Here is a 15,489-nt window from a genome sequence, read left to right as displayed (position 1 = left end):
TGCAGTCGGTAATCATCATTTGGTTGATCTATTGAATTAGTTTATGGTTATACGGCTTGTTGTTTCATCAGATAATCTTTTATCGAATTGAACATCAAAATCAAATGGCTATGCACATTTGATATTATTTGGGTTTACGGTATTAAAAATAAAGTCAGGATTGTTTTTCAGACGGCCTTAAAGATCATATAGGCCGTCTGAAAATATTATTTATCGTTAAAGAGAAAATTATGAGCCAATACGTTTATTCCATGCTCCGCGTCAGCAAAGTGGTGCCGCCGCAAAAGACTATTATCAAAGATATTTCCCTGTCGTTTTTCCCCGGTGCGAAAATCGGCCTGCTCGGTTTGAACGGCGCGGGCAAATCCACCGTGTTGCGCATTATGGCGGGCGTGGACAAAGAGTTTGAAGGCGAAGCCGTGCCGATGAGCGGCATCAAAATCGGCTATCTGCCGCAAGAGCCGGGACTCGACCCCGAAAAAACCGTGCGCGAAGAAGTGGAAAGCGGTTTGGGCGAAGTGGCTGCCGCACAAAAGCGTTTGGAAGAAGTGTACGCCGCCTATGCCGATCCCGATGCCGACTTTGATGCTTTGGCCGAAGAACAAGGCCGCTTGGAAGCGATTATCGCCGCAGGTTCTTCAAGCGGCGGCGGTATGGAGCATGAATTGGAAATTGCTGCCGATGCGCTGCGCTTGCCCGAATGGGATGCCAAAATTGGCAATCTTTCCGGTGGTGAAAAACGCCGCGTGGCCTTGTGCAAGCTGTTGTTGAGCAAGCCGGATATGCTGCTTTTGGACGAGCCGACCAACCACTTGGATGCCGAATCGGTGGAGTGGCTGGAGCAGTTTTTGGTGCGCTTCCCCGGCACCGTAGTGGCCGTTACCCACGACCGTTATTTCTTGGATAACGCCGCTGAATGGATTCTCGAGCTTGACCGCGGCCACGGCATTCCGTGGAAAGGCAATTACTCTTCTTGGCTGGAGCAGAAAGAAAAACGCTTGGAAAACGAAGCCAAAACCGAAGCCGCCCGCCTGAAAGCCATGAAGCAGGAGCTGGAATGGGTGCGCCAAAACGCCAAAGGCCGCCAAGCCAAATCCAAAGCGCGTTTGGCCCGCTTTGAAGAAATGTCCAACTACGAATATCAAAAACGCAATGAAACACAGGAAATCTTTATTCCCGTGGCCGAGCGTTTGGGTAACGAAGTGATCGAGTTTGTAAACGTGAGCAAATCGTTCGGCGACAAACTCTTAATCGACGATTTGAGCTTCAAAGTGCCGCCCGGTGCGATTGTCGGCATTATCGGCCCCAACGGTGCGGGTAAATCGACTCTGTTTAAAATGATTGCCGGTAAAGAGCAGCCGGACAGCGGTGAAGTGAAAATCGGCCAAACCGTGAAAATGTCGCTGATCGATCAAAGCCGCGAAGGTTTGCAAAACGACAAAACTGTGTTCGACAACATCGCCGAAGGCCGCGATATTTTACAAGTCGGCCAGTTTGAAATCCCCGCCCGCGCTTACTTGGGCCGTTTCAACTTCAAAGGCAGCGATCAAAGCAAGATTGCCGGCAACCTTTCCGGCGGCGAACGCGGCCGCCTGCATTTGGCGAAAACTTTGCTGTCGGGCGGCAATGTGCTGCTGCTGGACGAACCGTCGAACGACTTAGATGTGGAAACCCTGCGTGCACTGGAAGATGCTTTGCTGGAATTCGCCGGCAGCGTGATGGTAATTTCGCACGACCGCTGGTTCCTCGACCGTATCGCCACACATATTTTGGCAGCGGAAGGCGATTCGAAATGGGTATTCTTCGACGGAAACTATCAGGAATACGAAGCCGATAAAAAACGCCGCTTGGGCGAAGAAGGCGCGAAACCGAAACGGATTCGCTATAAACCGGTAACTCGTTGATTAAGAGCTTGAAAAGGCCGTCTGAAAAATTTCAGACGGCCTTTTTTAATAGCACGGATATTTTCAGACGGCCTTATCCGATGATAAAGCTGTTTTGGTTCAGCTCCAGATTTTTATCTAAAGTGGCAAAATGAATGGCATCTGCACCGCCGACACCGTCGCTATCGTAGCTCAGATGGCCTGTTTCGGCATTATAGGTAATGTAATTCATGAAATCGGTCATGGTTGTGTTTACATTGCCGAAAATGGCCGACGATAGTTCGATGGTATCTGTACCAACCAAAAAGTCGGTAATGGTATCAACGCTGCCATCCAACGGGGAATCGAATACAAAGGTGTCTTTTCCTCCGCCGCCGGTTAGGATGTCGCTACCGCCGCCGCCGATAATTCGGTCGTTGCCCGCCATGCCGTTTAGGATGTTGTCGGCATTGTTGCCGTGCAAGGTATTATCCAGAGCGTTGCCCGTGCCTTTGATGGTGGTGGATCCGAGCAAGGTCAGGTGTTCGACATTATCGGTTAAGGTGTAATCAATGTGGCTGTGTACATGATCGGTGCCTTCGTTTGCTTGTTCGATTACCTTGTCGTCTTGATGGTCGACAACATAAGTATCGTTACCGCTGCCGCCTTCCATGGTATCGGCTCCGGCTCCGCCGTCGATGTAATCGTTACCGGCTGCGCCTTTGATTTGGTCGTTGCCGCTGCCGCCATAGATAGCGTTATCGGCATTGTTACCGTGCAATGTATCGTTATGGGCAGAGCCTATCAGATTTTCAATTTGGGTGTCGTATCCGATAAAGGCTTGTTTATCGGTAAAGTCATTATATGTAATATTGTCGATATCACCTTGAACTTTTGCAGTTTTATCCAAACCGAAATAGCTGTATTTATCCCAGATGGTTTTGCCTTTTACTGCAAAGTGCTCGATACCGTCTTTATTTGTGGATTTTTCTCCAACATAAATCCATGAACCGGGCATCAGATTAACATTGACTGCTTTTGTTTCATTGGAGGCATCAAATGTATCTACGCCTGCACCATCCCAAATATAGATGTCTGCATCGGCAGTTTTAGAGTTAAATGCTTTGAAGGTATATATATCGTTACCGGCACGGGCATTAGGGTTGACACCGTAGCGGTAATGTAAAAAGGCCAAATCATAGAGGCGTAAATCTTTTGTACCGGCAAAATCGTTATACATTTCGTATGACATATTGGATACACCTAAGCTATCTTCATCGCGGCTCAGTACTACATTTCCTTCATGAGTGTGTTTTGCCCCTAAGGAATGCATAATTTCATGCACGGAAATGTAATAGCGGAATTTGTCTCCTGTATTTTGAAAATAATATTTGTTCCAATAAACATCTCCGCCGACGAAAGCGAAAGCCGAGTTATTAGTAAGGTGTGGAGGCATGTCACCCATGTAGAAATTGATATTTGTTTTATTATTGGTATCTACTTCGGTAAAGGTAATATCTGCATATTTACTGATGGTATCCAAAGCATTTTTTACTATGGAACGAGCATGGTCGGAGTAGGTAATCTGGTTAGTTACATTTGAACGTGTGGGAGAAGCCTGTATCTCCTCTTCCGTTGCGAAATGATAGGTAAGAGATACTCCTCCATTTCCAACAGGGTTTTTATGCATGTGCCCCCAATTTTCTTTTATGTCCAGCGCATTGATAAAATAAGGCAGCTCGTTGCTGGCGATTTTGCCGTGTTGGCTTGCGAATTCACCAGTTATTGTGTGTGCGACTGTATAAATTGAGCTGTCGGTAACAGTAATTTTATTGCCGGCATTGTCGTGTGTGATAAGCGTGGCAGTTACAGTATGGTTTGCATCTGAAGCTAACGCAGCCATCGGTATGGCTTTGCTGAATGTTTTGTCTGCTTCAACAGTAGCTTCATAGCTTTCTTTTCCGACATTAATTTGTACTTTGTCGCCTGCTTGTGCACTGCCACTTGCTATGCCTTTGATTAAAACGGTAGGTATAGTTTCGGTTTGGCCTACTGTGTAAGTACCATTGTCATTTTTAATCAAATTGCCGCCGGTTAGTTCAACATTTTCTTCTTTTAGTTCAGGCACTCTGATTTTGCTGATACGGTAAGCAGGGTTGTCATTCGAACCAGTTGTTTCTTTGAGTACGTAAATGTTTCTTTCAGTATGGAAACCGTAACTGATATTTTTGCCGTTCAAAGCCGCTAATTCTTCAGCAGAGAGGTTAAGTTCGAAAGTTTGATCGTCTTCATTTATCGGCGCATAGTAGTTTTTCTCACCGATTTTTAATGTAATGGCGTTTAAACGTTCGGGGTTGCGCCCTTGAGCGAAGTCTCCGGATAAATTGACTTTACCGCTGATACGGGTAAGTGGCTGGCTTTGGTTATAAATGAAAGTATGGCCGTTTTCGATGGCTGTAATTTTTACAGATGCTGCCGCTTCGGCATCTACTTTATACACATGGGAAGCTTCGGCATTCAGTCGATTACCTGCTTGATCTTTTCCATTTAAGGCCATCTGAACGGTATATTTGGAGTCTGCGGTTAAGTCACTACCGGCTACTTGGGCATTGAAGCTTTTATCGGCATTAATCATTGCCGTGTATTTTTTATCGTTGACAGTCAGGTTCACGGTTTGCCCAATTACCGAATCATCGCCCAAAGCGCGGCCTGAAAGAGTAATGTGTTTTTGAGCCTCACTAACATTGATCAAATTATCGTTAGTAATTTTATCTAATTGAATTTTAATATTATTTTCAGTTTTTACATTGTATGTTGTACTAACTTGGGCTTCGCCTCTATTGCCTGCTACATCATGTGCATCGACTTTGGCATGTATCGTTTGTGATTTGGTTTGAGCCAACAGCGCTCCCGAAACAGTAGTATTGAATTTGCCTTCTGCATCAACGGTAGTATGGTGCGTTTGATTGTCAACAGTCAGTGTTACGTTGTCGCCTTTTCGGAAATCACCGCTTACTTTGCCGGAAATTGTGATATCGTTTGCTGTCTCTTCTATGTTGATGAGGTTGTCTGTAGTAATGTTGTCTAAATGAATAGATGTTTCGGGCGGCGTTAAATCACTGGCGTAATCCTTGTTGGTTTTCGCTGTTGCTTGATTGCCGGCATCATCGGTAGCAGTGATTTGTGCATTAACCGTAGTAAATTCCGTTAAATCATTGCCGTTAAATTCAATGTTGAATGTGCCGTTTATTACTTTGGTATAAACTTCAATCCACATCGGATTTCCTGCACAATTGGTGCAGGAACAGGTAACCAATACTTCTTGGCCGTCTTGTACATTTTCAGCTTGGCCTGTAATGGTGATTTTTCCCTTGGATTCTTCGATATTGACGATGTTGTCTTCGGTAATATTGTTGATGGTCAAAACAGGTGTCGGTATTTCTGTGTCAACACGATAACTGTGCTTGCTGGTGCTACGGGCAATATTGCCTGCGGCATCACGTACACTGATATCAGCGGTAATAATGTTGCTTGAAGCAAGTATGCTGCCGCTGATATCGGCACGGAATGAACCGTTGCTGACCAAAGCGTTGATACTGTTACTGCCGGCGGTAAGAGTAATCAAACTGCCGTCAGGAGCGTTACTTACTTTTCCGGACAGGGTGATTAAACTTTCTGATTCGGTTTTATTGATGATATTGTCTGCAGTGACCGGATCAAATGTAATCACGGGTTCGGCTATTTGAGTATTAACTTGATAATGATGCGAACCTTTACTTACCGTAACACTGCCGGAATTGAGTGTGGCGTTGATTTCTCGATGAACGGCTAAGGTTTTACCGTCTACTTCGATAGAAAACGAACCATTTTGAACAGTACCGGGGTATTTGGCATTTCCGATGTTCAAGACGATAGTTTCTCCATCCTGTGCATTGGATACTGTACCGGAAACAGTGATGGCACGTTTGGATTCACTAAGGTTAACTACGTTGTCGGCGGTAATCGGGTTAAATGCGATGACGGGAGTAGGTTTTTGTTGGGAATTTTCGGAGTGGTTTCCGTCTTGGTTCCCTCCTTTCATGCTGTTACCGCTGCTGCCGCTGTTTTGCTCCCCTCCGTTGCTGCTTCCTCCGCTGGCAGCCAAGCCGAGTGCAGTTGCGCCCAGAAGCGCAGCTCCTATACCGATTTGAGTGCTGCTTAATGAGCTACCTATGGTGATCTCTTGTGCTTTTATTGTTTCTGTTTCGGGGAATACAATATCATTGGCAGCTGTTGCGAATGTGCTGTTCAAATGGCTCAAATATTTACTGTTCTGCACGGGAAAATTTGATTGGTAGTTTTGCAGGATCAAGTGGGGAGTTTCATCAGGATGATTGTCAAGAAATACCCATAAATCCTGATTTACCAGTGTTGTATCCGGTTTTGCAACAATGTTGCCTTGCTCGTCCACCAATTGGTATTGGGTATTGGTTTGAGTTGCCAGAGTGATGGTTTTACCGTCTTCCAAGACGATAATTTCGGTTTGTCCATTACGGATGATATTGAGAGTATAAGAAGCCATTATTTTTCCCATAAGGTAAAGTTATGTAGTTTTATGTTTTAAATATTTAGTAATTATAAAGCAAAGTTTTTATTTTGTGATATTCGGTATTTTATAAAAGATAAACGGAGCTGTAGAGAAGGTGAATGTTCCCAAGTATTGCAAAAAATCTTTTTCGCTGCCGATACTTTGAAATGGCCTTATGATTATGCAGGCTGTCTGAAAAAAGTAGTATGAATGAAAGAAAAACAGAAATAACTAAAGGGTGAAATTAAAGATAAAAATTTTCAAGCCATTGAAAAATATAATTTTTTTTCGATATAAGGCTTTTAAAAATAAAAAGCGGAGTTGATTCCGCCGTAAAAACCGCAGTAATACTAAACCGGATTTTTTGGGTACTGCTCCAAAATCTGGTTTTTTATTGAATATCCGAAAATATCTTTGGAATTGTTGTATTTTTTGCTATTTGAATTATTTATTTGGACTGCCGCAGGTGTTTATATAATGTTTGCTGCCGCAAACACAGCTATGGTATGTGCAGTAAATGTGTTTGAAACTTTAATCTGACAGTATACGGTAAGGCTGCATGCTCAACAGTATTATCTGCTCTAGCGTTTTCCTGAAAGTGGCTTTTATATTGTTTCACAGCCTTTTTACGCTCGACGTGTGCCGGAGGTCAAAAAAAGTGTGAATTTACAATGCTGGGGTGGTGGATAAGAGAATTGGAAATATATGTGCAGAAACAGACGGCACATTCGCATATATAGTACGATTGGGCGATGACCACCCCTCTCGATTTACGGTTTGGAAGGGATATCCATAGAAAAGGCTGTAAATTAGAAGGTTTTTTAGACGGCCTGATGAGGGAAGATGCGGAAACAATGCAGTTAAACGTTAACTTCCAGAAACATTTTCTTACTATACGGCGGCTTGGCTTTTTGAAGAAGCAGCCCATTTATATCAATTGAAAACTGTTGCAAACAGGATAGCAGAATAAACTTAACTATTTGCTTCCGCTTAGAAAGAATGGTTTTTTAATCCGCTGAAGCGGCAACGGTATCGGTTCCGTATTCTTGTATTATTTGCGGTTTGCTACCCCGTATCAAAAATAAGCTTATTTACTATAGGTTGGAAAATCCGTGGCAATCGTTTGATTCATCGATGAATATTCCAATAAACTCTCTTCCAATATGAAAGGAAAGGTATGAATTTCAACAATCTTTTAAATCAAGTATTAGGTACCGTGCAACAGAAAACAGGCGGAGGCAGTAACAACAAAGATACTTTGATGAAGATCGGAGGCGGTGCGGCAGCGGCAGGTTTGATATCCATGTTTTTGAAAAAGAAAAATACCAAAAAAATGGTGTCGGCAGGATCTATGGCCGCTTTGGGAGCCTTAGCCTACCATGCTTATCAAAGCTGGCAGCGCAATAACGGCAACTCTCAGGCCGTTTTGAATCAGGCTGCGTTTGAGCCCGTGGGCCATGATGCGGAAAATGCAGGGCGAATTATTCTGCGCACGATGATTGCCGCTGCTTCCGCCGACGGTTTGATTGACGAGCAAGAACAACAGTTGATTCAAAATGAAAGCGGCGGCGATCCGTCGACCCGCCAATGGCTGCTTGCCGAAACCGCCCGTCCCGCGACACCGGCCGACATCGCCCGCGAAATCGGCAACAACCCTGCTTTGGCCAGTGAAGCGTATCTGGCTGCGCGTATGGTTTGCGGCGATTTGGCACGCAAAGAAATCGTGTTTTTATCCCAGCTTTCACAAGCCTTGAATCTTGATGAAAAACTGGTGGAAACGTTGGAAAAGCAGGCCGGATTCTAAAAGCTCCGGTAAGCGGTTTGGCCGTGTGAAATGCCGGATAAGGCTAAAGGCCGTCTGAAAAGTTTTCAGACGGCCTTTGTTTTATTGACGGCAGATAATGCTGATACGGTTTGCTTTACGCTTTTTCGGCGTACTGTTTCAGCAATTCGCGGAAAGCGTCGCCGGTTTCGGGGTGCTTCAAACCGTAGGCGAGGGTGGCTTCCAGATAACCGATTTTGCTGCCGCAGTCGTAGCGGGTGCCTTCAAAAGCATGTGCCAGCACAAACTCGTGATCCAGCAGGCGGGCGATGCCGTCGGTAAGTTGGATTTCGTTACCCGCACCGCGCGGCAGGTTGGTGAGCAGGTCGAAAATGCGCGGGGTGAGAATGTAGCGTCCGACCACGGCCAGATTAGAAGGTGCTTCTTCGGGCTTGGGTTTTTCAACGATATTGGTGATGCGTTTGTAGTTTTTGAGGTTTTCGATTTCAACGATACCGTATGAGCCGGTTTGCGAGGGGTCGACAGTTTCTACGCCTAAAACGCTGTTGCCGGTTTGGTTGTAGATATCCACCATCTGCTTCAATGCGCCTTGCGGTGCGTCGATCAAGTCGTCGGCCAAAATCACGGCAAACGGGTTGTCGCCGACGGCGGCTTTGGCACACAGTACTGCGTGTCCCAACCCCAATGCTTCGGCTTGGCGGATATACAGGCAGGTAATTTCGGGCGGCAGAATGTCGCGCACATGTGCGAGCAGTTTTTCTTTGTTGCGGTGTTCCAGCTCGGTTTCCAATTCGTAGGCTTTGTCGAAGTGGTCTTCGATGCTGCGTTTGTTGCGGCCGGTAACGAACACCATTTCGGTACAACCAGCGGCTACGGCTTCTTCTACGGCATATTGGATCAGCGGTTTGTCGACAATCGGCAGCATTTCTTTCGGGCTGGCTTTGGTGGCCGGCAGAAAGCGGGTGCCCATACCGGCAACGGGGAATACGGCTTTTTTAATCGGTTTCATCATGTCTCCTTAAATGTGCTTGGCAATATGACAAGTTTCGAATAATAAAGTTTGCGATAGATTCAGGCTAACCGCTAAATTGTACTGGAAGTTTCCGAATAAAAAAACTTGAGCGGGGGCTACGGATTCAATAAAGCCGTCAACTGCGCTTCATCCAATACCGCCACTCCTAGCGCATTGGCTTTTTCCAGTTTGCTGCCCGCCGCTTCGCCTGCGACCACATAATCGGTTTTTTTCGATACGCTGCCGGAAACTTTTCCGCCAGCGGCTTCAATCATGGCTTGTGCTTCGTCGCGTTTCAGCGTCGGCAAAGTGCCGGTAAGCACGAAGGTTTTGCCGGCTACGGCTCGGTTGAGGCCGTCTGAAACGGATGCTTCGTTTTCAGACGGCATCTGTTCCAGAAACTGCCGCATAGACAGTAAAAGGGCTGCATTTTCGGGTTGGTTGCGCCATTGCTGCCAGTCGGCATTCAACGCGTTGTCGTTCAACAGGCCGTCTGTATTTTTGCCGGCCAAATCCCACAAGGCGGCGGCTTTGGTTTCGCTGATTTTGAAACCGGGCAGGCGGCTGAGCCATTTGGCCGGAGTAACATATTGGGAAAGGGGCAGGGTAACGGTTTGGTCTTGCGGAACAACGCCTACGGCAAGCAGTTCGTCTATCATGGCCTGCTGCTCCGGTTGGGCGAAAAAATGGGCGATGGAACGGGCGACGACGGTACCGATGTCGGGCAGGCAGGCCAGCACGGGTTCGGGGGCGCGGCGCACGTTTTCCAGCGTGCCGAACGCTTGAGCCAGCGATTTGGCCGTGCGCTCGCCGACGTGGCGGATGCCGAGGGCGAACAGAAAACGGGCGAGTTCGGGCTGCTTGCTGGCTTCGATACCGGCGAGGATGTTTTCCGCCCACTTGGTCGGCGACTGTTTTTTAGCCGTTGTTTTGAGGCCGTCTGAAACCGTTTCGCCGGCATCGGCAGCCTGTTCCTTATCGGCGTTTTCTTTCATCAGCTGCAAGGTCGGTACGTCCAAACGGTAAAGGTCGGCGAAATGCTGCACCAGATTTTGGACGACCAACTGCTCAATTTGCCGCTGGCCTAAGCCGTCGATATCCATCGCTTTGCGCGAAGCAAAATGAATCAGCCCTTGCGCGCGCTGGGCTTGGCACAACATGCCGCCGCTGCAACGGGCCACGGCTTCGCCTTCTTCGCGTTCGATTTCGCTGGCGCAGATCGGGCAGCGTTCGGGCAGGCGGTATTGGGGGTAAAGCGGTATTTGTTCGTTTTGTACGTTTTCAGACGGCTTAACCGGTTCGGCAAACAAATCGTTTTGCAGGCCGTCTGAAACGGTTTCGGCAATGGTTTGCATCGGGCGGCGTTCAAATACTACGCGCACCACTTCGGGAATCACGTCTCCCGCGCGGCGCACTACCACGGTATCGCCGATGCGCACGTCTTTGCGTTGCGTTTCGCCTTCGTTGTGCAGCGTGGCGTTGGTTACGGTAACACCGCCGACAAACACCGGCTGCAAGCGGGCGACGGGGGTAACGGCACCGGTGCGGCCGACCTGAACGTCAATCGCTTCGACCACGGTTAAGGCTTCTTCGGCGGGGAATTTGTGCGCGATGGCCCAGCGCGGCGCGCGGGAAACGAAACCCAGAGTTTCCTGCTGCGCCAAACTGTTTACTTTTACCACCATGCCGTCGATTTCATACGGCAGTTCGGGGCGTTTTTGCGACATTTGTTCGTAAAATGCCAGTATTTCGGCGATATTCGGGAAAGCGCCGAATTGTCCGTGCGGCAGGCTGAAACCGAGTTCGGACAAATAAGCCAGCTCCTGAATATGCTCTTCCAAACGTGCGCCGCCTTCGATGCGGGCGATGCCGTAAGCGAAAAAATGCAGACGGCGTTTGGCGGTGATGCGCGAATCGAGTTGGCGCAGGCTGCCCGCTGCGGCATTGCGCGGGTTGGCAAACAGTTTTTGATTGTCGGCAGCCTGTTTCTCGTTTAAGGCGGCAAAATCGGCTTTGAGCATCAGCACTTCGCCGCGCACTTCAAGCAGCGATGGCAGGTTGTCGCCGCGCAGTTTCAACGGGATATTGGCAATGGTTTTGATATTTTGGGTAACGTCTTCGCCGGTGGTGCCATCGCCGCGCGTGGCCGCCTGAACCAGCACGCCGTTGCGGTAGAGCAGGCTGATGGCGAGGCCGTCGAATTTGGGTTCGATAACGTATTCGGGTTGAATGCCGGATAATCCGCCGCGCACGCGCTCGTCAAACGCCAGCATTTCGGCGTGATCGAATGCGCCGTTTTCGTTTTGCGGCGAAAAAGCATTGTTCAGCGACAGCATCGGTACGGTATGGCGCACGCTTTCAAAGCCGTCCAAAGGCATGCCGCCGACGCGCTGTGTGGGGCTTTCGGGCAGACGCAAATCGGGGTGTGCGGCTTCGAGGGCTTCGAGTTCGCGGAAAAGCCTGTCGTACTCGGCATCGGGCACGGTGGGCGCGTCGAGGGTATAGTATTCGTAAGCGTAGCGGTTGAGCTGTTCGGTAAGTTCTTGAATGCGGCGGGCGGTGTTGTTCATGGATGAGGCCGTCTGAAAAAGGTAAGCGGTTTTTCAGACGGCCTCTGGTTTTAGCGAATAGATGCTGAAGGCCGTCTGAAACAGATATAGCAAATAAAATTATTTCTGATACAAGGCAGCAAGCCGCAGATAGTACGAGTGGTACAGCAAGATGCAGCAACGCCGTAGCAGAAATAAAGTTTATTTGCGATAGGCCGTATTGTATAAAAAAAGGGGCTTTCTGCCATGCTCCTTCTGCGTGCCGAAATGGTTCGGAGAATAAAAACAGGCCGTCTGAAAAGTTTTCAGACAGCCTTTGATGATGGTTTGCAGTGTCGCTGTGCAGATTAAGAAAAGAGACGTTGCGCCAATTGTCCGCCGGGTTCGATGCCGACTTTTTTCATTTCGTCCTGACGCGCCAGCACATAGCTGCGGACATCTTTCAGCCATTGGGTGGAAAGTTCTTCCAGTTTGTCGTTAACCAAATCCAAGCCCAAGGTGCTGGAAAGTTTTACGGCCAAATCCATAAAGCGGTTGAACTGTTTTTCGCCGGCGGGCACGTGGGTGATGTCGAACAGCATGCTGAAGCCACGGTAGGCTTGGCTGGAAAGCAGGCTGGAGGTAAACGGTGCGTTGTCGAGCGTAACGATGCTGAACAGCGGTTCGCCGTTTTCGTCGGGCAGGTGGAACGCGCCGTCTACGCCGAGCTCGAAGCCCAAACTTTCTACGGCCGAGCGCAGTTCGATGCCGCTTACGGTGCCGCGGGAAACCAGATGCATGGCGATGGTTTGGTCGACGCGGGCGCACAGTTCGTCGAGCGGGCGGGCGATGTTCAGGAAGGTTTCCACATCGGTAAGCAGCAGGCCGCCGTTCATTTTTTCGGCAAAGCTGTTGACCTGCGCGCCGAAATGCTCGATTTCCTGAGTGGTGGCCAAACCGCTGCGGCTGATGGCTTGCAGGCCGATGATGAAGCCTTGGTAGTAAACGCTGGGAATCGGTTCGGCGATTTGGAAGCGGTCGTCCATGGTGCAGCCGGCGATTTGGAAGCGGTGGCGGCCGGCCAGACGCGGAATGGCGTGCAGTTCTTGCGGTTCGCTCAGGGAAATGTAAGCCATATAGTCGAAGCGGTGGTCAAACCACGGCAGTTCGAGTTTGGTTAAATCCTGCAAATCCAGCAGCAGCTTGCGCTTGCCGTAAAGTTTGGTTTGCGAAAACACGGGAGCGGGCATTTGTTTGAAATCGAAAGCGGCTTCAGCGGGTTTCAGCTCAGGCTTGATAACGGTTTCGGTGAAATCGTCTTCAAATTCGATTTCGATGTCGGGCTTGCTGGCGGCCGCGGCGGATACTCGGGCGGCGAATAAGTCGTCTTTCGGCTGCACCATTGCAGGTGTGTCGTCTTGGGGTTCCGAAATGTCTTTTTGGCGCAGTGGGCGGATGGGAACGCCGGTTTGCTCTTGCGATTTGCCGTCGCGCACGAAGTCGGTTTTGCTGCCCATCAGCGCATCTTTATCGGAATGGCCGAATTGTTCGCGCACCTGCTGGCGGTATTTGTTTTCTTGATACATGTTGTAGGCGATGATGCCGAGGATGATGGCCAAGCCTAAAACGAGAATAATCAGCGTTGTTTCACTCATAATAATCTGTGAACCCGTGTTTGAATGGTTGGTCGGTGCAATTGCGGAGATTATAGCGAAATTTGGGTTTGCTGGCAGCTTGCAGGCGGGAAAAACCGCATTTTATTTGTTCTTAACGGCGGCCGGATTTTAAGGTTTGCAAAGGCCGTCTGAATGCGGCGCGGTCAGTTTTCGCCGAGCACAACCGTAATACCGGGCCGCCGTATTTTTTCCCAATCGAAAAAGTGGCCGGGGTCGCTTTTGCGGCCGGGGGCGATATCTTGGTGGCCGGTTACCGCCTCGATCGGGTAATGCTCTGCAATCGCAGGTAAAAGGGTGTTTAAACATTGATATTGGGCGGGGGTAAAAGGTTCAAAATCGCAGCCCTCGATTTCGATACCGATTGAAAACGCATTACATTTTTCTCTGCCGCGGAAAGACGAAACCCCTGCGTGGTAGGCGGTGTCGTCGCACGATACGAACTGGATGGCTTCTCCCTGCCGCGTAATCAGAAAATGGCTGGATACGCGCAGTTCGGTAAGGATGCTGAAAAACGGGTGTTCTTCGGGGTCGATGCGGTTGGTAAATAGTTTTTCCACGGCACCGTTGCCGTATTCGAACGGCGGCAGGGAAATATTGTGCAGCACTACCAATGAAACGGTTTCGTTTTCCGCTCTGGGAGAAAAATTGGGCGAATCTACGCGCCGCGCTCCTTGCCACCAGCCTTGTTGCCAGTTGTTTTCCATAGGGTTTTCTTCGGTTTTCAGACGGCCTCGTCGAAGTGGTCGGGGCCGTCTGAAAAGATAGGGGTTGTGGGATAAAGAAACGGTTTGTTTGTTCAGACGGCCTTTTATCGTAAAAAAGCATGTAAATCCTGCCGTCAAGCAATAATAATGCCACTATAAGCGGTTTTTACGTTTTATACTGTGCCCGAATTTTGACAGAACGAATCCTACCATGTTGAAAAAATTGTTTAAATGGCTTGCGGGCCTTTTTATTTTGTTTATCGCCGTGTGGTCGGCATTGCTGTTTATACCGAAAACCAACGATAAAGCCTACCGTGTAAAAGTAGAAAAAAACCAAGGTATTGCTTCGGTAAGCCGCAAGCTGGCCGACGACGGGGTGATTTACAGCCGCCCTGTATTGTTGGGAACGGCTTATCTGCTCGGCGTACACAACCGGCTGCACACCGGTGCATACCGCCTGCCCAAAAAAGTGTCTGCATGGCAGGTTTTGCAACGTTTGCGCGGCGGCCGGCCTGATTCGGTAACCGTGCGCATTGTCGAAGGAATGCGTTTTTCTCAGATGCGCGACATTATTAACGGCACTGAAGATATTGCACACGAAACGCGCGGTTGGAGCAATGAAAAACTGCTGCAAACGATTGATCCGAACGCATTAAGCGGCCATCCCGAAGGGCTGTTTTTCCCCGACAGCTACGAAATCGATGCGGGCAGCAGCGATCTTCAGATTTATAAAACCGCCTACCGCACGATGCAGCGGCATTTGCAGGCGGCTTGGGATGAGCGTCAGAGCGGGTTGCCGTATAAAAATCCGTACGAGCTGTTGATTATGGCGAGCCTGATTGAAAAAGAAACCGCCCACGAAGCCGACCGCCGCCATGTTGCCGCCGTGTTCGTTAACCGTTTGGCCATCGGTATGCGCCTGCAAACCGACCCGACCGTGATTTACGGTATGGGCAACGCATATAAAGGCCGCATCCGCAAAGCCGACTTGCGACGCGACACGCCCTACAACACTTACACCCGAGCCGGTTTAACGCCCACGCCGATTGCTTTGCCGGGCAAAGCCGCGCTTGAGGCCGCCGCCCATCCGTCGTCGGCCAAATACCTGTATTTTGTTTCGAAAATGGATGATACGGGCTTGAGCCAGTTCAGCCATACTTTGGAAGAGCATAACGCAGCAGTGCGCAAATACATATTGAAGCGTTAATGTGCGAAATGTCTAAAGAAAAAGGCCGTCTGAAACAGCGTTCAGACGGCCTTGCGTTATAATGGCGCGTTTTCATGTTTCAAAAACGAATATCCGTTACGGCATCGGCCTGTTTTACCGCTTTGCGCGGCAGGTTGGTAACGGTAGTTT

The 15,489-nt window shown here is 48.9% G+C and carries 8 protein-coding genes; 3 read left to right on the top strand and 5 right to left on the bottom strand.

Annotated elements, in window-relative coordinates; translation table 11 throughout:
* Positions 1-227 precede the first annotated feature (227 nt).
* Positions 228-1,904 carry an energy-dependent translational throttle protein EttA gene (ettA, locus tag EL216_RS03650; RefSeq protein ID WP_126300833.1) on the top strand — a complete coding sequence of 559 codons (1,677 nt, stop codon included), beginning with the start codon at positions 228-230 and terminating at the stop codon, positions 1,902-1,904.
* Positions 1,905-1,977: 73 nt separating this feature from the next.
* On the opposite strand, the gene EL216_RS03645 is transcribed toward ettA, so the two are convergent.
* On the bottom strand, positions 1,978-6,423 hold the full coding sequence (locus tag EL216_RS03645; RefSeq protein ID WP_158087721.1) for an Ig-like domain-containing protein: 4,446 nt from the start codon (positions 6,421-6,423) through the stop codon (positions 1,978-1,980).
* A 1,183-nt stretch (positions 6,424-7,606) separates the two neighbouring features.
* Here EL216_RS03645 and EL216_RS03640 point away from each other — a divergent pair.
* Complete coding sequence (locus tag EL216_RS03640; RefSeq protein WP_085389537.1) at positions 7,607-8,233, top strand: tellurite resistance TerB family protein; 627 nt, start codon at positions 7,607-7,609, stop codon at positions 8,231-8,233.
* A 115-nt stretch (positions 8,234-8,348) separates the two neighbouring features.
* Here the strand turns inward: EL216_RS03640 and galU are convergent, their stop codons facing one another.
* From galU to ampD, 4 genes are all read right to left on the bottom strand, one after another.
* Entirely contained in the window at positions 8,349-9,221 is an 873-nt protein-coding gene (galU, locus tag EL216_RS03635) for a UTP--glucose-1-phosphate uridylyltransferase GalU (protein WP_085389538.1), read from the bottom strand.
* A gap of 119 nt (positions 9,222-9,340) precedes the next feature.
* Positions 9,341-11,794 carry an NAD-dependent DNA ligase LigA gene (gene ligA / locus EL216_RS03630; protein WP_085389539.1) on the bottom strand — a complete coding sequence of 818 codons (2,454 nt, stop codon included), beginning with the start codon at positions 11,792-11,794 and terminating at the stop codon, positions 9,341-9,343.
* A gap of 326 nt (positions 11,795-12,120) precedes the next feature.
* The gene (locus EL216_RS03625; RefSeq protein ID WP_085389540.1) at positions 12,121-13,407 is read right to left on the bottom strand and encodes a cell division protein ZipA C-terminal FtsZ-binding domain-containing protein; all 1,287 of its coding nucleotides are present in this window, start codon (positions 13,405-13,407) and stop codon (positions 12,121-12,123) included.
* A gap of 164 nt (positions 13,408-13,571) precedes the next feature.
* A complete protein-coding gene (ampD, locus tag EL216_RS03620; RefSeq protein ID WP_085389541.1) occupies positions 13,572-14,132 on the bottom strand; it encodes a 1,6-anhydro-N-acetylmuramyl-L-alanine amidase AmpD in 561 nt (186 codons plus the stop codon).
* A gap of 211 nt (positions 14,133-14,343) precedes the next feature.
* Between ampD and mltG the strand changes: the two genes are divergently transcribed.
* Positions 14,344-15,339: an endolytic transglycosylase MltG gene (gene mltG, locus EL216_RS03615; protein WP_085389542.1), complete on the top strand. Its 996-nt coding sequence runs from the start codon at positions 14,344-14,346 to the stop codon at positions 15,337-15,339.
* Positions 15,340-15,489: the final 150 nt, after the last annotated feature.

This window comes from Neisseria animaloris, from assembly GCF_900637855.1.
GTDB classification, from domain to species: Bacteria; Pseudomonadota; Gammaproteobacteria; order Burkholderiales; family Neisseriaceae; genus Neisseria; species Neisseria animaloris.
This window is presented reverse-complemented; position numbering and strand designations above follow the sequence as displayed.